At 72.9% G+C, this 17,340-nt stretch carries 17 protein-coding genes; 8 read left to right on the top strand and 9 right to left on the bottom strand.

What is annotated here, in order from left to right; genetic code table 11:
- Positions 1 to 99: 99 nt before the first annotated feature.
- Complete coding sequence (locus tag ACZ4VK_RS32200) at positions 100 to 1,209, bottom strand: ferritin-like domain-containing protein (protein WP_468359922.1); 1,110 nt, start codon at positions 1,207 to 1,209, stop codon at positions 100 to 102.
- 291 nt (positions 1,210 to 1,500) lie between these two features.
- Between ACZ4VK_RS32200 and ACZ4VK_RS32195 the strand changes: the two genes are divergently transcribed.
- From ACZ4VK_RS32195 to ACZ4VK_RS32180, 4 genes are all read left to right on the top strand, one after another.
- Positions 1,501 to 2,436 (top strand): AurF N-oxygenase family protein, encoded by a 936-nt coding sequence (locus ACZ4VK_RS32195; RefSeq protein ID WP_468359919.1) that lies wholly within the window; start codon positions 1,501 to 1,503, stop codon positions 2,434 to 2,436.
- Positions 2,437 to 2,509: 73 nt separating this feature from the next.
- Positions 2,510 to 3,232, top strand: coding sequence for a TetR/AcrR family transcriptional regulator (locus ACZ4VK_RS32190; RefSeq protein WP_468359916.1), 723 nt, complete (start codon positions 2,510 to 2,512; stop codon positions 3,230 to 3,232).
- Between the two features lie 25 nt (positions 3,233 to 3,257).
- Positions 3,258 to 3,566, top strand: coding sequence for a hypothetical protein (locus ACZ4VK_RS32185; RefSeq protein WP_468359913.1), 309 nt, complete (start codon positions 3,258 to 3,260; stop codon positions 3,564 to 3,566).
- 74 nt (positions 3,567 to 3,640) lie between these two features.
- Positions 3,641 to 5,158: a C40 family peptidase gene (locus ACZ4VK_RS32180; protein WP_468359910.1), complete on the top strand. Its 1,518-nt coding sequence runs from the start codon at positions 3,641 to 3,643 to the stop codon at positions 5,156 to 5,158.
- 64 nt (positions 5,159 to 5,222) lie between these two features.
- Here the strand turns inward: ACZ4VK_RS32180 and ACZ4VK_RS32175 are convergent, their stop codons facing one another.
- The gene (locus tag ACZ4VK_RS32175) at positions 5,223 to 5,750 is read right to left on the bottom strand and encodes a DUF6584 family protein (protein ID WP_468359907.1); all 528 of its coding nucleotides are present in this window, start codon (positions 5,748 to 5,750) and stop codon (positions 5,223 to 5,225) included.
- 237 nt (positions 5,751 to 5,987) lie between these two features.
- On the opposite strand from ACZ4VK_RS32175, the gene ACZ4VK_RS32170 reads away from it, so the two are divergent.
- Positions 5,988 to 6,659, top strand: a complete 672-nt coding sequence (locus ACZ4VK_RS32170; RefSeq protein WP_468359904.1) for a DUF4097 family beta strand repeat-containing protein — start codon at positions 5,988 to 5,990, stop codon at positions 6,657 to 6,659.
- Between the two features lie 106 nt (positions 6,660 to 6,765).
- Here the strand turns inward: ACZ4VK_RS32170 and ACZ4VK_RS32165 are convergent, their stop codons facing one another.
- From ACZ4VK_RS32165 to ACZ4VK_RS32145, 5 genes are all read right to left on the bottom strand, one after another.
- The gene (locus ACZ4VK_RS32165; protein WP_468359900.1) at positions 6,766 to 8,001 is read right to left on the bottom strand and encodes a styrene monooxygenase/indole monooxygenase family protein; all 1,236 of its coding nucleotides are present in this window, start codon (positions 7,999 to 8,001) and stop codon (positions 6,766 to 6,768) included.
- Between the two features lie 37 nt (positions 8,002 to 8,038).
- Positions 8,039 to 8,626 carry a GTP-binding protein gene (locus ACZ4VK_RS32160; protein WP_468360204.1) on the bottom strand — a complete coding sequence of 196 codons (588 nt, stop codon included), beginning with the start codon at positions 8,624 to 8,626 and terminating at the stop codon, positions 8,039 to 8,041.
- A gap of 91 nt (positions 8,627 to 8,717) precedes the next feature.
- A complete protein-coding gene (locus tag ACZ4VK_RS32155) occupies positions 8,718 to 9,140 on the bottom strand; it encodes a DUF742 domain-containing protein (RefSeq protein WP_468359897.1) in 423 nt (140 codons plus the stop codon).
- A complete protein-coding gene (locus tag ACZ4VK_RS32150) occupies positions 9,137 to 9,628 on the bottom strand; it encodes a roadblock/LC7 domain-containing protein (protein WP_468359894.1) in 492 nt (163 codons plus the stop codon). The genes ACZ4VK_RS32155 and ACZ4VK_RS32150 overlap by 4 nt, the downstream gene beginning before the upstream one ends.
- Positions 9,625 to 12,756 (bottom strand): sensor histidine kinase, encoded by a 3,132-nt coding sequence (locus tag ACZ4VK_RS32145; RefSeq protein ID WP_468360201.1) that lies wholly within the window; start codon positions 12,754 to 12,756, stop codon positions 9,625 to 9,627. The genes ACZ4VK_RS32150 and ACZ4VK_RS32145 overlap by 4 nt, the downstream gene beginning before the upstream one ends.
- Positions 12,757 to 13,127: 371 nt before the next feature.
- Between ACZ4VK_RS32145 and ACZ4VK_RS32140 the strand changes: the two genes are divergently transcribed.
- On the top strand, positions 13,128 to 13,919 hold the full coding sequence (locus ACZ4VK_RS32140) for a hypothetical protein (RefSeq protein WP_468359891.1): 792 nt from the start codon (positions 13,128 to 13,130) through the stop codon (positions 13,917 to 13,919).
- Between the two features lie 62 nt (positions 13,920 to 13,981).
- Here the strand turns inward: ACZ4VK_RS32140 and ACZ4VK_RS32135 are convergent, their stop codons facing one another.
- Positions 13,982 to 14,464 (bottom strand): MarR family winged helix-turn-helix transcriptional regulator, encoded by a 483-nt coding sequence (locus ACZ4VK_RS32135; RefSeq protein WP_468360198.1) that lies wholly within the window; start codon positions 14,462 to 14,464, stop codon positions 13,982 to 13,984.
- A gap of 228 nt (positions 14,465 to 14,692) precedes the next feature.
- Between ACZ4VK_RS32135 and ACZ4VK_RS32130 the strand changes: the two genes are divergently transcribed.
- Both ACZ4VK_RS32130 and ACZ4VK_RS32125 read left to right on the top strand, forming a co-directional pair.
- Positions 14,693 to 15,520, top strand: coding sequence for a lysozyme (locus ACZ4VK_RS32130; RefSeq protein WP_468359889.1), 828 nt, complete (start codon positions 14,693 to 14,695; stop codon positions 15,518 to 15,520).
- Positions 15,521 to 15,713: 193 nt separating this feature from the next.
- Complete coding sequence (locus tag ACZ4VK_RS32125; protein WP_468359887.1) at positions 15,714 to 16,586, top strand: lytic polysaccharide monooxygenase auxiliary activity family 9 protein; 873 nt, start codon at positions 15,714 to 15,716, stop codon at positions 16,584 to 16,586.
- Here ACZ4VK_RS32125 and ACZ4VK_RS32120 read toward each other — a convergent pair.
- On the bottom strand, positions 16,583 to 17,311 hold the full coding sequence (locus ACZ4VK_RS32120; protein ID WP_468359884.1) for a DUF4240 domain-containing protein: 729 nt from the start codon (positions 17,309 to 17,311) through the stop codon (positions 16,583 to 16,585). The two genes, ACZ4VK_RS32125 and ACZ4VK_RS32120, sit on opposite strands and share 4 nt — an antisense overlap.
- Positions 17,312 to 17,340 lie beyond the last annotated feature (29 nt).

The following is a 17,340-nucleotide window of genomic DNA, read 5'->3' as shown; positions in this document are numbered from 1 at the left end:
GGTTTCCCGCCCCCCCGCCCCCCCCACCCCGCAGGCTGGGGTGTGTCATTTCTTGCCGGGCCGGCGGCGCTCCTCGTGGCGTGATCGACAAGACACCCCCTACTCCTCCCCCGCGCCCGCCGCGATCGCCTCTTCGACCTCTGCCACCCGCTCCTGTTCCTCCGCCGCGAACCGCTCGCGGTCCAGTGCCTCCGCGATCTCCTCGTCCTGGGTCATCAGCAGGTCGAGGTTGGAGTCGCCGAGCTCGAAGACGCCCATGTCGAGGTAGGCCTTCTGGAGGCGTTCGCCCCAGAGGCCGATGTCCTTGACGCAGGGGACGATCCGGCTGAAGAGGAGCTTGCGGAAGAGGTGCAGGAACTCGCTCTGCTCGCTCAGCTCCTCCGCCTCCTTCCTCGGGATGCCGAAGTTCTCCAGGACCTCGACGCCGCGCAGCCGGTCCCGCATCAGGTAGCAGCCCTCGATGACGAACTCCTCGCGCTCGCGGAGTTCGGCGTCGGTCAGCTGCCGGTAGTAGTCGCGCAGGGCCATCCGGCCGAAGGCCACGTGCCGGGCCTCGTCCTGCATGACGTACGCGAGGATCTGCTTCGGCAGCGGCTTGTCGGTGGTGTCGCGGATCATGCCGAAGGCGGCGAGGGCGAGGCCTTCGATGAGGACCTGCATGCCGAGGTAGGGCATGTCCCAGCGGGAGTCCCGCAGGGTGTCGCCGAGGAGGTCCTGGAGGTTGTCGTTGACCGGGTAGAGCATGCCGATCTTGTCGTGGAGGAAGCGGCCGTAGATCTCGGCGTGCCGGGCCTCGTCCATGGTCTGGGTGGCCGAGTAGAACTTGGCGTCCAGGTCGGGGACGGACTCGACGATCCGGGCGGCGCAGACCATGGCGCCCTGCTCGCCGTGGAGGAACTGGCTGAACTGCCAGGAGGCGTAGTGCCGGCGCAGGTCGCCCTTGTCCTTCTCGGTCATCTTCGCCCAGTGGCGGGTGCCGTAGAGGGACACGGCCTCGTCGGGGGTGCCGAGCGGGTCGTACGGGTCGACCTCCAGGTCCCAGTCGATCCTGGTGGCGCCGTCCCACTGCTTGTCCTTGCCCTTCTGGTAGAGGGCGAGGAGGCGCTCGCGGCCGTCCTCGTACTCCCAGGAGAGACGGGCCGCGCCGGTGGCCGGGACCTGCCAGGTGGGGGTGGCGGGGGCCGTGGTGTAGAGGTCGCGCGTCGACACTGACGCCTCCTTCGGGGGGATCGGGCCGTTCCCGTGGTGCGTTGCGGTGGTGCGAGTGCGGTGAGGGGCCTGCGGTGGTGGCTTGCGCTGTACGAGCACGGTGGTGGGCCTGCGCGGTGCGCGTGCGGTGGTGACGGTGCGCGCGCCGCGGGTCCTCCGGTCAGGCTCACACGGTGGTAGACGAGTCGTCAACAAGTCGCGCGCAAGGGATTGACGGTGTTGCTGACGGGCAGTCTCATAAAGAGCGAACCCCCGGTAACCGCGACGGCGAGCGCAGCGAGGTGCCTCCCCATGACCCCCTTCACCGAGCCCGACTTCGGCCTCCTCCGGGACGCCCTGGGGCCGCTGCGCGACCGTGAACAGGTCGCCGCACGCCTCCTGGAGTCCTCGCGCAGGCACTCCTACGACCCGGACACCGAGCTCGACTGGGACGCGCCCTTCGAGGACGACAAGTGGTTCTGGCCGCCGGAGCTGGTCTCCCTCTACGGCACCCCCCTGTGGCGCCGGATGTCCGAGGAGCAGCGGATCGCGCTCTCGCGCCACGAGGCCGCCTCACTCGCCTCGCTCGGCATCTGGTTCGAGATCATCCTGATGCAGCTGCTCGTCCGGCACATCTACGACAAGTCGCTGACCAGCCATCACGTCAGCTACGCCCTCACCGAGATCGCCGACGAGTGCCGGCACTCGATGATGTTCGCCCGGCTGATCCGGCGGAGCGACACCCCCGCCTACCCGGTGCCGAGGCTCTACCACAACCTCGCACGGATCCTGAAGACCGTCTCCACGACCCCCGGCTCCTTCGCCGCGACCCTGCTCGGCGAGGAGATCCTCGACTGGATGCAGCGCCTGACCTTCCCGGACGAGCGGGTGCAGACCCTCGTCCGCGGGGTGACCCGCATCCATGTGGTCGAGGAGGCCCGCCATGTGCGGTACGCCCGTGAGGAGCTGCGGCGGCAGATGGTGACCGCCCCGCGCTGGGAGCAGGAGCTCACCCGGCTCAGCTGCGGCGAGGCCGCCCGGGTCTTCTCCACCTGCTTCGTCAACCCCGAGGTGTACGAGGCGGTGGGTCTGGACCGGCGCGAGGCCGTCGCCCAGGTGAGGGCGAGCGGACACCGGAGCGAGGTCATGCGCTCGGGAGCCAAGCGGTTGACGGACTTCCTCGACGACATCGGCGTCCTGCGCGGCCCTGGACGCCGGCTGTGGAAGTCCTCCGGACTCCTTGCCTGAGGTGCGGGCCGGAGACGCTTCTCCCCCGGCTCCCGCCACCTGGCCCGTGGGCCGCGCGGCTACGCTGCGGAGCATGACGAGTGCCGCCACTCCCGCGTACCGCAGGCTCAGTGTCGAGGAGCGGCGCGGGCAGCTCCTCGACGCCGCCCAGGAGCTCTTCGCCCACCGGACGCCCGAGGACGTCTCGCTCGACGACGTCGCCGAGGCGGCCGGCGTCTCACGGCCCCTCGTCTACCGCTACTTCCCCGGCGGCAAGCAGCAGCTGTACGAGGCCGCCCTGCGCTCCTCCGCCGACGCCCTGAACCGGTGCTTCACCGAACCTCCGGAGGGGCCGCCCACGGAGCGGCTCGGCCGGGTGCTCGACCGCTATCTGGCCTTCGTCGACGAGCACGACGCCGGGTTCAGCGCACTGCTGCGGGGCGGCAGCGTCGCCGAGACCTCCCGGACCACCGCGATCGTCGACGAGGTGCGGCGGGCCGCCGCCGAGCAGATCCTCGTCCATCTGGGGGTGGGGCGGCCGGGGCCCCGGCTCGGCATGCTGGTGCGGACGTGGATCGCCGCCGTGGAGGCCGCCTCGCTGATCTGGCTCGACGAGGACAAGCGGCCCCCGGCCGGGGAGCTGCGGGACTGGCTCGTCGACCATCTCGTCGCGCTGCTCGCGGCGACCACGGCGAGCGACGAGGAGACGGCGCGGGTCGTGGGGCGGCTGCTCGCCCAGGAGACGCCCGAGGGGCCGGTGGCGCGGCTGGCCCGCCGGGTGATCCCGGTGGTGGGCGAGGCGGCCCACCTGCTGTGACCCCGAGGCGGGGGAGACTGGTGGGGTGAGAAGCGAGAACACCCCCTTCCGTGGCGGCCCCCTCGACGGCCGGGTCCTGCCGATCCTGCTCGGCCCGACCGGCCACCCGCCGAAGTGGTACGAGGTGCCGGTCCCGGCCCATGACGGACGCCCGCCGACGCTGTACGCGTACCGGCGCGAGCCCGCCGGATACACGAAGCGGCTCGGGCTCCAGCGCGGCTGGGTCTACCAGTACGCGCCCGGGGGCCGCGAGCGGCGCGAGCTGAGGTGGCCGTGGTCGAAGCCGGGCGGTGGTACGGCCCGGCCCGAGCACGGCGATGAGCCGAACGGGTGAGGGCGCCGGACGCGCCCTCGCTCATACGGTAATCAGATGAAGTGACACGTCATCATCCCCGTGGAGGTGGTGACGTGTCGCGGAGGCTGCTGCGTACGGTCTGCACGGGGGCGCTCGCCGCGGCGGCGACGTTCACCGGGGTGACGGTTCCGGCGGGCGGCGCGGCACCCGAACCACCGGCCGACCCCTCGGCGGAGGCCCCGATCGCCTGGGCCGACCCGGCGGCGGAGCCCGTGGGACCCGTCGATCCGGACTCGGAGGCGTATGCGTCGGCCGCGCGGGAGGGCCTCAGTGCGGGGACGGATTCGGCAGACGCGGCGGACGCGGCGGATTCGGCGGATCCTGACGACCCGGACGCCACGGCCGGCGCTGCCGACCCGGCCGACCCGGCCGACCCGGCCGACGCCGAGGATCCCGCCGTGCCGGTCCCGGTTCCGGCCCCGGGAGACCCGGAGGCCGCCCGTACCCCCGAGTCACCCGAGTCACCTGAGTCACCTGAGTCACCTGAGTCAGGTGACTCGGCCTCCGCCTCCGACCCCCTCGACGACGGCGCCGCTCTCCCTCCCCCCGGCGGCGACTCCGTCTCGGCCCTGCTCACCCGGCTGCGGACGCTCTACCGGCAGACCGAGGAGGCCACCGAGCGGTTCAACGCGGCCGAGGAGGCGCTGAAGCGTCAGACCGCCGACACCAAGAAGGTCACGGCCCGTCTCACCGCCGCCCGGACCGCCCTGGCGCGGGGGCGCGCGGCGGCCGGGCGGATCGCCCGGGACCAGTACCAGGGCCGGTCCGAACTCTCCTCCTACCTGCGGCTGCTCTTCGCCCCGGACCCCCGCTCGGCCATGGACCAGAGCCATCTGCTGGCCCGGGCCGCACGCGACCGTGCCGCGGCCGTCCCCCGGCTCGTGGCGGCCGAACGGCAGGCGGACGCGCTGGCGGGCGCCTCCCGCAAGGCGCTCGACCGGCAGCAGACCCTCGCCGCCACCCAGCGCACCCGGCGCGACGAGGTACGGGCCCGCCTTGCGGACGTCCAGAAGCTGCTCGCCGCCCTCTCCCCCGAGCAGGTGGCCCGGCTCACCGAGCTGGAGCGGGTACAGACCGCCGGCGCGCAGCGCGAACTGCTCGGCTCCGGCGTCCTCGACGGCCGGCGCACCCCGTCCCGGGCGGGCGCGGCGGCGCTGCGGTTCGCGGTGGGCCAGATCGGCAAGCCGTACGCATGGGGGGCGGAGGGCCCGGAGGCGTACGACTGCTCGGGGCTGACGCAGCAGGCGTGGGCGGCGGCGGGCCGGGAGCTGCCGCGCACCAGCCAGGAGCAGTGGGCGACCCTGCCCCGGGTGCCGCTCGCGGAGCTGCGCCCCGGGGACCTGGTGGTCTACTTCCCGGGCGCCACGCATGTGGCGGTCTACCTCGGGGAGGGCCTCGTGGTGCAGGCGCCGCGTCCGGGCGGGAAGGTGAAGGTCTCCCCGATCGCGGCGAACCCGCTGCTCGGGGCGGTGCGCCCCGACCCGGACGGGGAGGTCCTGGCCTCGTACACCCCGCCGGAGCTTCCGGCGGGAGCGCGGGACGGCGAGGACGCGGGGTACGACCACGGCTGAACGCGCCGGGAGGTGTCTCCGAGAGGCGTCTCCGGCGCGCGTCTCCGGCCGGCGTCCCCGGGTGTCAGTCGAAGAGCGCGATGACGCCGATCACCCAGACCGCCACGAAGGCGACGACCCCGACCAGGCAGCCGGCGCCCGCGAGCACGCCGCCGACCGTCCACGGCTCGGAGGGCGCCTCGTGCGGCTCGTCCAGGTCCTCCCGGTAGGAGGCGGGGTCGTCCCAGTCGACCGGATGCCCCAGGGCCTCGGCACAGGCCGCCCTCGCCGCCGCCAGTCGTTCCTCGGCGAGGGCCGTGGCGGCCCCCGCCTCGGGGCCGCGCCAGGCGAGGGCCTTCATCCGCCGGCCGGGAGAGCCGTACCGAGCCTCGAAGGCGGCGGTCTCCTCGGCGCTCCGGTCCTCTTCGAGGTACATCCAGCGTCCCGCCTCCGCGGCGTCGCCGTAGAGCCGGTACACCTCGGCCAGACGGCGGCGGAGCGTCAGATCCCGGGGGTACGAGGAGACGAGACCGCGCAGACGCTGACGCGCCAGGGGCACACGGCCGGCGGCCAGGTCCTCGTCCACGCGGGCCAGGGTGTTCGACAGGGGCATGGGCACATCATCGGCCATCGGGGCCGGGCGCCTCGCCGGAGGTCACGTCATAGCGTTCGCCATCAGCTCATTGCAATGACCTGAGCTGTGTCGTTGCGTTACCTGCCACAGCCATCGCAACGATTTCACTGCTCTTACCTGCATGAATAGAGATCGTGCGCTACACCTATGTTGCCGATACCGTGAACGCAACGTAGCGTTTCACCCATCAGAAACAGCGAGCCGAAGGAAGAGACCATGCAGAAGTTCGACACCGCCGCCCCGATCTCCGCCGTCCTCGACATCCCCGCCGGGCAGATCCGTTTCATCGCCGCCGACCGCGCCGACACCACCGTCGAGATCCGGCCCGCCCACGCCTCCAAGAGCCGTGACGTGAAGGCGGCCGAGCGGGTCACGGTCGCCTACGCCGACGGTGTCCTGCGGATCGAGGCCCCCGAGGCCAGGAGCCGGGTCCTCGGCCACCCCGGGTCCGTCGAGGTCACCGTCCAGCTGCCCGCCGGCTCCCGTGTCGAGGCCAAGGCGGCCACCGCGGAACTCCGGGGCGTCGGACGGCTCGGCGACGTCACCTTCGAGAGCGCGCAGGGCACGGTCAAGCTCGACGAGACCGCCGGCGCCCGCCTCACCCTCGCCGCCGGGGACATCACCGTCGGCCGGCTGGGCGGCCCCGCGCAGATCAGCACCCTCAAGGGCGACCTGCGCGTCGCCGAGGCCATGCGCGGCACGGTCACCCTGCGCACCGAGGCCGGCGAGATCCAGGTCGGCGCGGCCCGCGGGGTCTCCGCCACCCTCGACGCCGGCACCTCCTACGGCCGGATCCACAACTCCCTGCAGAACGCCGAAGGCCCCGCCGCCGCCCTGAACATCCGCGCCACCACCGCCTACGGCGACATCACCGCCCGCAGCCTCTGACCCGACCCGCCCGTGGCATCCCCGCGACGCACGCAAGGGGCGGCGCACCCCGACATCACGTCGGAGTACGCCGCCCCTCTCACGTCCCCCCGGGACGCGCGCGGTGTCAGCCCGCGGCGACCGAGGCCAGGTAGGCCGCCGCCTTGTCCGGGTCGAAGAAGAAGTTCTCGAAGTCGGCCGGGTCGTCGAAGCCGTTCGCGAAGCGGTCGGCGACGGGCTTGAGCCCGCCGGCGGCGCCGAGCAGGTTCAGGACGTGCTCCGGCGGCGGGGCCAGCATCGCGTTCGTCCACTTGGTGACGTGCTGGGCCGTCTGCCAGTAGCGGTCGAAGGCGCCCTGCATCCACTCCTCGTCGAAGGGCCTGTCACCGTGTTCGACGATCGCGGCGAGGTACGCGGCGGCGCACTTGGACGCCGAGTTGGAGCCCTGGCCGGTGATCGGGTCGTTCGCGACGACGACGTCCGCGACACCGAGGACCAGGCCGCCGCCGGGGAGCCGGCCGATCGGGTTGCGGACGGTCGGCGCGTACCGGCCGGCGAGGGTGCCGCCCGCGTCGGTCAGTTCGACCTTCGTGGCCCGCGCGTACTCCCAGGGCGTGAACCTCTCCATCAGCTCAAGGGTCAGCGACAGGTGCTCCGCCGGGTCCTTGACGCCCTGGAAGACGTCGAGCGGGCCGCCGGGGATGCCCTCCCAGAAGAGGATGTCGGCACGGCCGCCGGTGGTGAGGGTCGGCATGACGAAGAGCTCGCCGACGCCCGGGACGATGTTGCAGCGGACCGCGTCGAAGTCCGGGTGCTCGGGGCGCGGGCCGAGACCGTGGACGTACGCGACGGCGAGGGCGCGCTGCGGCTCGCTGTACGGGGAACGGGACGCGTCCCGGCCGAACATCGAGACCAGCTCGCCCTTGCCCGCCGCGACGAGCACCAGGTCGTAGCTGCGGGAGAAGTAGTCGAGGTCGCCGACGGCCGCGCCGTGGATGACCAGCTGGCCGCCGCGCTGGGCGAAGGTCTCCATCCAGCCGGCCATCTTCACGCGCTGATCGACGGACTGGGCGTACCCGTCGAGCTTCCCGACCCAGTCGATCACCCTGCCGGAGTCGGGGCCGGCGACGGAGACGCCGAGGCCCTCGATGCGCGGGGCCTGGGACGCCCAGAAGTCGAGGCCGAGGTCGCGCTCGTGCTGGAGCGCGGTGTCGAACATGCACTGGGTGGACATGACCCGGCCGGACCGGATCTCGTCCGCCGTCCGGTTCGACATGAGGGTGACCTCGTACCCCGAGGACTGGAGGCCGAGGGCGAGCTGCAGACCGGACTGGCCCGCGCCGACTATGAGTATCTTCCGCATGGGTGGTGCTCCTGGCGTGACGGTCGTGTCGGTAGGACTATTCGGGGGTGGCTTCGAGTGCGTGCGCGACCATCGCGAGCAGGCTCTCGACGACGCTGTACCGCTTGCGCGCGTCCATGATCACCACGGGTACGTGCGGCGGCACGGTCAGGGCCTCCCTGACGTCCTCCGGCTCGAACAGCTCCGTGCCCTCGAAGTGGTTGACGGCCACGATGTACGGAAGCCCACAGCTCTCGAAGTAGTCGAGGGCCGGGAAGCAGTCGGTCAGCCGGCGGGTGTCGGCGAGCACGATCGCGCCGATCGCCCCGCGCACCAGGTCGTCCCACATGAACCAGAAGCGCTGCTGCCCCGGCGTGCCGAAGACGTACAGCACCAGGTCGTTGTCGAGCGTGATCCGGCCGAAGTCCATCGCCACCGTGGTGGTGAGCTTGTCCGGGGTCGCGCTGAGGTCGTCGGTGTCCTCGCTCGCCCGCGTCATCAGGGCCTCGGTCTGGAGCGGGGTGATCTCCGAGACCGCGCGCACGAAGGTGGTCTTGCCGACGCCGAAGCCGCCCGCGACCACGATCTTCGTCGCGATCGGGGCACGGGTGTGGTCGAGCTGCCAGTCCTGCGCGCCGTCCTCCACCGCCGGGCCGGCGGTATCCCGTTCGAACGGATCGGCCTTGGGCTGCGCGGGAATGCCGGCGACCGACGGTGAGTCGGAGACGGCGGAGGCGTCAGAGACGACGGAGTCCACTCAGCACCCTTTCGAGGAGCGCGCGGTCGGGCTGCCCGGTGCCGTGACCGGTCCCGTACACACGGATCTTTCCCTGGTCGGCCAGGTCGCTGAGCAGCACCCGGACGACCCCCAACGGCATCTTCAACAGTGCCGAGATCTCCGCGACCGTCCGCATGCGGCGGCAGATCTCGACGATGGCCCGCATCTCCGGCATCAGACCGCGGGCGCCGGGCCCGCCGTCCGTCAGGACCTTGCGCACGGCGGGCGCCTCTAGCGCCGCCACGAAGGTCTCGACGAGCAGGACGTGGCCGAAGCGGGTACGGCCGCCGGTCAGCGAGTACGGGCGTACGCGCGCCGGGCGCCGCCCGTCTCCCCGTACCGGCAGGCGATGGGCGTGATACGCCGAGGATGCGGACGTCACTGGGTGCTCTCCAACGATTTGCGCAGCTCACTGCGGACTTCGGGGGTGAGTACGTGACCGGCGCGGCCCACGAAGAGCGCCATGTGGTACGCCACCACGCTCATGTCGCAGTCGGGCGTGGCGTGGACGCCGAGCAGCGAACCGTCGCTGATCGACATCACGAAGACGCTGCCCTCCTCCATCGCCACCATCGTCTGCTTGACCCCGCCGCCGTCCATCAGACGGGCGGCGCCGATGGTCAGGCTGCCGATGCCGGAGACGATGGTGGCCAGGTCGGCGCTGGAGCCGCGCGGCCCGTCGGGACGGCCGGCTTCGGCGGCGGCCGTCGTGCTCTGCTGGGTGGCCGGGTCGGACGAGAGCAGCATCAGGCCGTCCGAGGACACGACGGCGACCGAGCGGACGCCGGGCACCTCCTCCACCAGGTTCCCCAGCAGCCATTGCAGGTTGCGGGCTTCCGTGCTCGGTCCGAACGTTCCCGTCGCAGTCAACTGCGTGCCTCCTCGACTGTGTCCCCCGTCATCTCCTCTGTACGTGCAGGCCTTACGTCTTCTGTCCGCGCCGTGTCCATCTCCGCCTCCACGTCGCGGCGCCCGGCCTCGGCGCCCTTGTGGAAGCCGCCGAGCCGGCGGCGCAGGGCCTCGGCGTCCACGCCGCCCTTGCGGGGCGTGGTGGCGCCGCCGGCGCCGGCCTGGCGGACCACCTGCGGGGTGCGCTTGGGCAGGCCCTTGTCCGTGATCCGCTCCCACTGGGCGGGACGCGGCCCGGGAACCGACTGGTCGTCGAACGGCTCCGGGTCGGAGGGGGCGGAGCCGGCCGGGGGCTCGGTGTGCGGCGGCTCGGCGGCGGGGTCTATCGGCTCCGCGTACGGCGCGGGGTCGGTGGCGCGCTCGTGGGCGTCCGGCTCCGGCGGCGGCTCCGGGAGCCGGACCTGGAGCGTGGTCTCCGAGACGGACTCCCCGAGGGGTGCCTCGTACGAGGGCCCGGTCTCTTCGTACGCGGGCTCGGGGGCCGTCTCTTCGTACGCGGGCTCGGGGGCCGTCTCTTCGTACGCGGGCTCGGATGCGTCGTACGCGGGCTCGGGCTCTGCGTACGCGGGCTCGGGAGCCGTCTCTTCGTACGCGGGCTCGGATGCGTCGTACGCGGGCTCGGGCTCTGCGTACGCGGGCTCGGGAGCCATCTCTTCGTACGCGGGCGTATGCGGGGCTTCCCGGGGCGGCTCCGGCGTCGTCGGCTGCGGCTCCCGCTGCTCCTTCGCCGCGTTCACCTCCGCCGCCAGGAACGCCCGTTCCGCCGCCTCCACGAGCGGGTCCCGCGTGCGGGACGGCAGCGTGTTGGAGTTGGCCTCCGCGACCGAGCCGGGCAGCTGGAGCGAGGGCGCCGCGCCCGCCACCCGTACGGGCTCCGTCACCGTGGTCGGCGGGGCGGTCGGCAGCAGGGGTCCCGGCAGGACCACGACGGCCGCCGTGCCGCCCGGCTTCTGCTCCCGCAGCTCGACGCGGACGCCGTGGCGGGCGGCGAGCAGGGCGATGACCCGCATGCCGAGGCCCTCGCCCTCGAAGGCGGCCGGGTCGGCCTCCGCGAGGCGCGCGTTGAGCTCGGCGAGGCGGGAGGCCGTCATGCCGATGCCCGCGTCCTGCACGGAGAGCATCACCTCGCCGGACTCCAGGAGCCAGCCGGAGAGCTGGACCTCGGCGTCGGGCGGCGAGAAGGAGGTCGCGTTCTCCAGGAGCTCCGCGACGAGGTGGCTGAGGTCGTCCGCGGCGAAGCCGGCGACCTGGGCGTGCGGCGGCAGGGACTGGATGGTGACCCGCTCGTACCGCTCGATCTCGCTGACGGCGGCGCGCAGCACGTCGACGAGCGGGACGGGCCCGGCGTGGCCGTGGACGTGTTCGTGCCCGGCGAGGACGAGGAGGTTCTCGCTGTGGCGGCGCATGACGGTCGCCATGTGGTCGAGCTTGAAGAGGGTGGCGAGGCGGTCCGGGTCCTGCTCGCGCTCCTCCAGCTTCTCGATGACGCCGAGCTGCCGCTCGACGAGCCCGAGGCTGCGCAGCGAGAGGTTGACGAAGGTGTGGTGGACGGTGCCCCTGAGCCGTTCGAGCTCGGCGGTGAGGAGGGCGACCCGGCCCTGCAGTTCGGCGCGCTGGGTGGCGAGCTCGGCGCCGAGGGCGTCCTTGGCCGCGGCGAGCTCCGCCTGGCCCTCGGTGAGCCGCTCGGTGTGGGCGGCGAGCCCCGAGAGCTTCCCGTGCAGGGTGTTGAGGGAGCGGACGACCTGGGCGAACTCGTCGTTGCGGCCGGTGAAGCGGACCGGCTCCTCCGTCTGCGGCTCGGGGGCTCCGGCGAGCCGGGCGGCGCCGATGCGGAGCACGGCGAGCGGCCGGGTGAGGGTGCGGGCGACGTACGTGGAGATGCCGACGGCGACGATCAGACAGCCGCCGAGGAAGGCGATGCGCAGTTCGAGGGCGGTGACGTCGTCGTCGCGGAGCGCGCCGAGCCGTTCGACCCGTTCGGTGGCGAGGGCGGACTCGACGCCCCGCATCTGCTCGATACGGGCGGAGAGCGCGGCCTCCAGGCCGGCCCGGTCGGTCTCGCGCTCGGTCTCCGTCAGCCGGGGCTGGTCGGTGAGGGAGGCGAGCGAGCGCTCGGCGCTCTTGACGTCGGGCCCGGTGACGGTGGCGGCGAGGGAGTCGCGGGCGGTGGAGCCGGCGGCCTGGTCGAAGTCGCCGAGGGCGGCGAGTTCGCGGACCCGGGCCTGCTGGGCGGCGGCGGTGAGGACGTCACGGGCCCGCTCGGCCTCGGCGGTGCCCTCGGGGACGTCGGGGACGTAGGTGCCGGTCTCGGGGTCGTAGTGGACGTCCCCGGTGGGCTCGGGCTGCGGTACGGAGAGCGCGGCGAGAAGCAGGCCGCGGGTGGCGGAGGCCTGTTCGACGGCGCGGCCGAGGGCGGCGGGGGCGCGGGTCGCCCCGGTGAGCGCGGCGTCGGAGGCGCGGGCCGGGGCCTTGTCGGCGAGTTCGTCGGCGAGGGCCTGGAGTTTGCCGATGATCTCCGAGTACGCCCGGTGGGCCTCCAGGGCCGTGCCCTTGCCGGTGAGGGCCGCGCGGCGGACGGAGGGGACACCGGCGAGGTCGCGGCGGAGCTCGGCGGAGGCGGCGGGCCGGATCTCGTCGATCTGCCGGTCGACCCGGGTGGACCGGACGCTGGTGACCTGGCGCTTGTCCTCGGCGTCGCCGCTCTGGGCGTCACGGCCCGCGGCGATGTAGGCGACGACCTCGTCGCGCTCGTCGGCGAGGGAGTGGGCCAGGGTGACGGCCTGCCGGTCGAGTTCGGCGAGGGTGACCAGGCGCTGGGAGGCGGTGAGCTCGGTGGAGGCGGCGAGGATCGCGGGAGCTCCGGCGGCGAGGACCGTGACGCCGACGAGGGCGACGCCGGCGACCAGACGGTTGCGGACGCGCTTGGGGCGGCCGGCGGGGGCGCCGGCCGGGGTGGTCACGGCCGGGGTCGCGCCTGGGGCGGTGGCGTCGCCGGTGGGCGCCGCGGCGGCGCCGCCGTCCGGGGTCGTCGTCACACCGGGGGTCTGGCTCCGCGCGCCGTTCTTGCTCCGAGGCCGCTTCATCTGCACCGGTGCTCGCATTCTTGACTCGTCCGCCCACAAAGCAGAGATGACGGCCGGTCACATGGAGCGCCCCCACCCCTGGTACGGCTTCCGACCATTCCAGCGCTTCTGGGAAGGAGGCGCGCATCGGCCGCTCCGCCACCCGAACGAGTGAACAACACTCCTGAGTTGGCGAACAACTTCTCCGGACGGGCCCCGGGGGCTCCGAAGGGCCCCCGGTTGGATCTTCCGCGCGGGCTTTGGCAGGATGCCCGCCCGCAGCTCCGCGGAGGTGCCCGTTCCGCCTCTCGCGCGGCCTTCACCGGCTTGGTACAGGCCATTTCCGGTCATTTGCAGGTCTCGTGAAGGAGCGCGCCGGGCCGGGCACACTGGTCGTCATGCGCAGCGACGTCGCCTCCCTCCCCGGCAGCCCCGAACGCCCCAACGAGGACTGGGTCGCCGCCGCCCTTCCCGCCTCGGGCCGCGGCGGAACCCTCGTCCTCCTCGACGGCGTCACCCCACCCGTCGGGGATGACGGTTGCGTGCACACGGTCCCGTGGTTCACCGCGCGACTGGGCGGGGCTTTGACCGAACTGTCCGCTTCCCGGCCGGACATGCCCCTGTCCGGGATCCTGTCGCTGGCAATCCGGCGCACCGCGGACACCCACCGCGACACCTGTGACCTTTCTCACGTGCGTACGCCACAGTCGACCGTGGTGCTCGCCCGCTGGAACGAGACCTCGGTCGAACACCTCGTACTCTCCGACTCCGCCCTGCTCCTGGAGTCCCCGGACGGGACGGTACGGGCCGTGCTCGACGACCGGCTCGACCGGGTGCCGGACGAGGTCCTGCGTTCCCTGGCGGCGACGGACCGGCTGCGGAACCGGGAGGGCGGCTTCTTCACCGCGGCGGCGGATCCGGCGGTCGCGGAGCGGGCGGTGACCGGGACGAGTCCGCGCGCGGAGGTGCGGGCCCTGGCCGCGCTCACGGACGGGGCGAGTCGCTGGGTGGATCTGTTCGGCGAGGGCGACTGGACGGACTGCTTCGGCGTCCTGCGCAAGGAGGGGCCGCTCGGTCTGCTCCACCGGGTACGGGCCCTGGAGACGGCGGACGGGCGGGCGGGCGGGGTGCGCCGCTGGAAACGTCACGACGACGCGACGGCCGCGTTCGTGGAGCTGCCCGGCGCCTGAGCGGCCGACGGGTCAGCTCTCCGACCGGACGGCTGAGCGGTCGGCGGGTCAGCGGCAGCCGTTCAGCCCTCGAACCGGACGTTGAAGTGGTTCAGGAGCCGGGCGAGTTCGGCGACCTCGGCGCGGTCCCAGTCCGTGAGCTTGCGGACGTACCGCTCGCGCCGGGCGTCGCGTACGCGCCGGAACCGCCGGCGGCCCTCCTCGGTGAGCCGGACGAGCGAGGCGCGGCCGTCGGCGGGGTCGGGGTCGCGGGCGACGAGCCCGAGGTCCTCCAGGGCGCGGAGCTGGCGGCTCATGGTGGCCTTGCCGACCCCGAAGTACGCGGCGAGCTCGGTGGCCCGCTGGGGGCCGGTGTCGTCGAGCCGCACGAACAGACCGTAGGCGGCGGGCTCCAGTTCGGGGTGCACCTCGCGCGCCATCTCACCGGACTGCGCCCGGGCCCGCCGCAGGAACACGGCCAGCTCACGTTCGAGCGCGAGGAACTCGGGGTCGACGGCGCCGGGCGGTGCGACCCCGCCGTCACTTCCCGTACCGCTTCCGTGCACGTCAGCACCTCCCACGCGTTCTCCGGTGACCCTCCGGCAGCTTTCGGGCCGCTGAAAGTTTCTTCCGGCCCCGGCCATCGCCGCAGCTCCTTCAGTATTTCGCAGGCGTAGACCAACGGCGGCATCCAGGCCCTCTTCCGCCACCCGGGTCTACGTGCGTAGCGTCCTCATGACATGTCCACACCAGGGCATGGCATCGCTCACCCACCGAGCCTTTCGGAGGCACGCATGCGTGTGCACAGATCCGGAACGACCCTCGCCGGCGCCGCGCTCGCGGCCCTGGCCCTCCTCCTGCCCCTCGCCGGCCCCGCCGGTGCCGCCCAGGACCCGGGCGGCAAGCCCGTGCGCGGCTCCGCGTACATGGGCATGGGCGTGATCGCGCACGACGGCAAGGGCGCGAAGCCCGTCGGCGACGCGACGACCCTCGCCACCCAGACGGAAGGCGTGGACGTCTCCAGCCACCAGGGGAACGTCGCCTGGTCCACCCTGTGGAACAGCGGCGTCAAGTGGGCCTACGTCAAGGCGACGGAGGGCACCTACTACAAGAACACCTACTTCGCCCAGCAGTACAACGGCTCGTACAACGTCGGCATGATCCGCGGCTCGTACCACTTCGCCACCCCGGACACGACGACCGGCGCCGCCCAGGCCGACTACTTCGTCAACAACGGCGGCGGGTGGTCGAAGGACGGCAGGACCCTGCCGGGCGTGCTCGACATCGAGTGGAACCCGTACGGGGCGACCTGCTACGGCAAGACCCAGGCCGGGATGGTGGCCTGGATCCGCGACTTCGTGAACCGCTACAAGTACCGGACCGGCCGGGACGCCGTCATCTACACGGCGACCAGCTGGTGGACCCAGTGCACCGGCAACTACTCCGGCTTCGGGTCGACCAATCCGCTGTGGGTCGCGCGGTACGCCTCCACGGTGGGCGAACTCCCGGCCGGCTGGCTGTACTACACGATGTGGCAGTACACCTCGTCCGGGCCGACGGTCGGCGACCACAACCACTTCAACGGCGACCTGTCGCGCGTGCAGGCGCTCGCCAACGGCTGACGTCCCCCGCCCCTCCACGGCGGCCTCCGGGTGTGCGGCACCCCGGGGGCCGCTCCGGCTTTTCCGCTCCCCCTCTTGCCTATTGGTATGGACCAATGCGAGTCTCTTCGACGATCGCACGGAACCGAACTCCCGTGCCCTCAGCGCGCGTTGCTCGTCCCGTCCTCCCCCACGCACGAGAGAGAGCCCCCGCATGCCGTCCTCCCGCCGTACCGTCACCGGCGTCGCCGCGCTGTCCGCCGCAGCCGCGTTCGTCACCCTCACGCCCACCACCGCGAGCGCCCACGGAGCCGTCTTCAACCCCGTCAGCCGGGTGGCCGCCTGTTACGCGGAGGGCCCCGAGACGCCCAGGTCGCAGGTGTGCAAGGACCTCGTCGCCGACTCCGGCACCCAGCCGCTCTACGACTGGAACGAGGTCAACATCGCGAACGCCGCCGGGCAGCACCAGTCCCTCATCCCCGACGGCAAGCTCTGCTCGGCGAACCGCGAGAAGTACCGGGCCCTGGACTGGGCCCGCACCGACTGGCCGGCCACGGCGGTCAGCGCGGGCTCCTTCGACTTCAAGGTCCGGGTGACGGCCGCCCACTCCGGCCGGATGACCGTCTACATCACCAAGCCGGGCTTCGACCCGACCCATCCCCTGAAGTGGTCGGACCTCGACGCGACCCCCGTCGCCGTGTACGACACCACCCGCACGGCCACGAACGGCTTCTACGGCTTCACGGGCAACCTGCCCGCCCGTACCGGCCGCCACATCGTCTACAAGGTGTGGCAGCGCAACGACAGCCCCGAGGCCTTCTACAGCTGCTCGGACGTCACCTTCGGCGGCACGGCGGCGCAGCGGGCCCAGGCGCCGACCGAGGCGAAGATCGCGGCGGGCGCGGAGCTGTCCACCGTGAGCCACGCGGGCCACGGCGGCGACGAGCGGGCGCCGGCCCTCTCCGCCGAGGCCGCCGCCACCCCGTCCTCGCCGCTCCCCCCGGCCCTCGCGGGCGCGGGCGCCCTCGCCGCCTTCGGGGCGGGCAGCCTGCTCCTCGGCCGCCGCCGCAGCTCCTCGGGCTCCTAGGAGCCGGAGGGACCGGGCGGGAAGAGGGCGGTGAGCCGGGGAAGCGCCACCCCCTCCGCGCGAGCCCCCCGGGGGTCGCCGCCCTCTTCCCGTGCCCGGGTGAACTCCCCGGCGAAGTCCCCTGAGAACTCGCCGGGGAAGCGTCCGGAGGAGTCGCCCGGGAAGTCCTCGGGGAACTCGTCCGACATGTCCTCCGGCCGGCCGTCCGGCAGTCCGCCCGACGTCCCGCCCGACAGCTCGGCGAGCTCCTCGGCAGCCTCCTCGACCGCGTCGAGGAACTCCTCGCCGTCGTCGTCCTCCTGGCCGGTCAGCTCGTCGTACGCGTCCTGGGCCACGTAGTCGAGCTCCTCCCACTCCAGCCACTCGTCGTCGTCCCACTCGTCCCTGTGCCGCCCCACGAGGGCGCGTACCTCCGGAACGTCGGCCAGCGCGTCCGGGTCGGCGAGGACCGACTCGTACACCTTCCGCCCCTGTCCCACCAGCCAGAGCGTGAAGTAGTGGAAGCCGTCATCGGTGCAGGCGCCGCTCTCGATCCGGTTCGCCGCCCGCCACAACCCGCGCGTGTCGGCCCGCCCGCACGCCTCCTCGAGGCGCACCTGGAAGTGCACGGCCTCGGAGACCGGCCGCCGCGTCAGCTCCTCGCGCAGCCACTCCTGCCGCTCCTCCCGGTCGCCGGGTCGGCGGCTCAACTCGTCGATGAGGGCCCAGAAGGCGTCGTCGTTCATGCGTACGAGCATGACAGCCTCCGGTGACA

Source organism: Streptomyces sp. NPDC028711 (assembly GCF_055565415.1).
The sequence above is the reverse complement of the archived record's forward strand: the minus strand, read 5'-3'. Positions and strand labels throughout refer to the sequence as shown.

Coding starts and splice junctions, on each gene's coding strand:
- ACZ4VK_RS32130 (WP_468359889.1), top strand. CDS start 14,693: ATGCGTGTGCACAGATCCGGAACGACCCTCGCCGGCGCCGCGCTCGCG.
- ACZ4VK_RS32195 (WP_468359919.1), top strand. CDS start 1,501: ATGACCCCCTTCACCGAGCCCGACTTCGGCCTCCTCCGGGACGCCCTG.
- ACZ4VK_RS32120 (WP_468359884.1), bottom strand. CDS start 17,311: ATGAACGACGACGCCTTCTGGGCCCTCATCGACGAGTTGAGCCGCCGA.
- ACZ4VK_RS32140 (WP_468359891.1), top strand. CDS start 13,128: ATGCGCAGCGACGTCGCCTCCCTCCCCGGCAGCCCCGAACGCCCCAAC.
- ACZ4VK_RS32170 (WP_468359904.1), top strand. CDS start 5,988: ATGCAGAAGTTCGACACCGCCGCCCCGATCTCCGCCGTCCTCGACATC.
- ACZ4VK_RS32190 (WP_468359916.1), top strand. CDS start 2,510: ATGACGAGTGCCGCCACTCCCGCGTACCGCAGGCTCAGTGTCGAGGAG.
- ACZ4VK_RS32125 (WP_468359887.1), top strand. CDS start 15,714: ATGCCGTCCTCCCGCCGTACCGTCACCGGCGTCGCCGCGCTGTCCGCC.
- ACZ4VK_RS32175 (WP_468359907.1), bottom strand. CDS start 5,750: ATGCCCCTGTCGAACACCCTGGCCCGCGTGGACGAGGACCTGGCCGCC.
- ACZ4VK_RS32165 (WP_468359900.1), bottom strand. CDS start 8,001: ATGCGGAAGATACTCATAGTCGGCGCGGGCCAGTCCGGTCTGCAGCTC.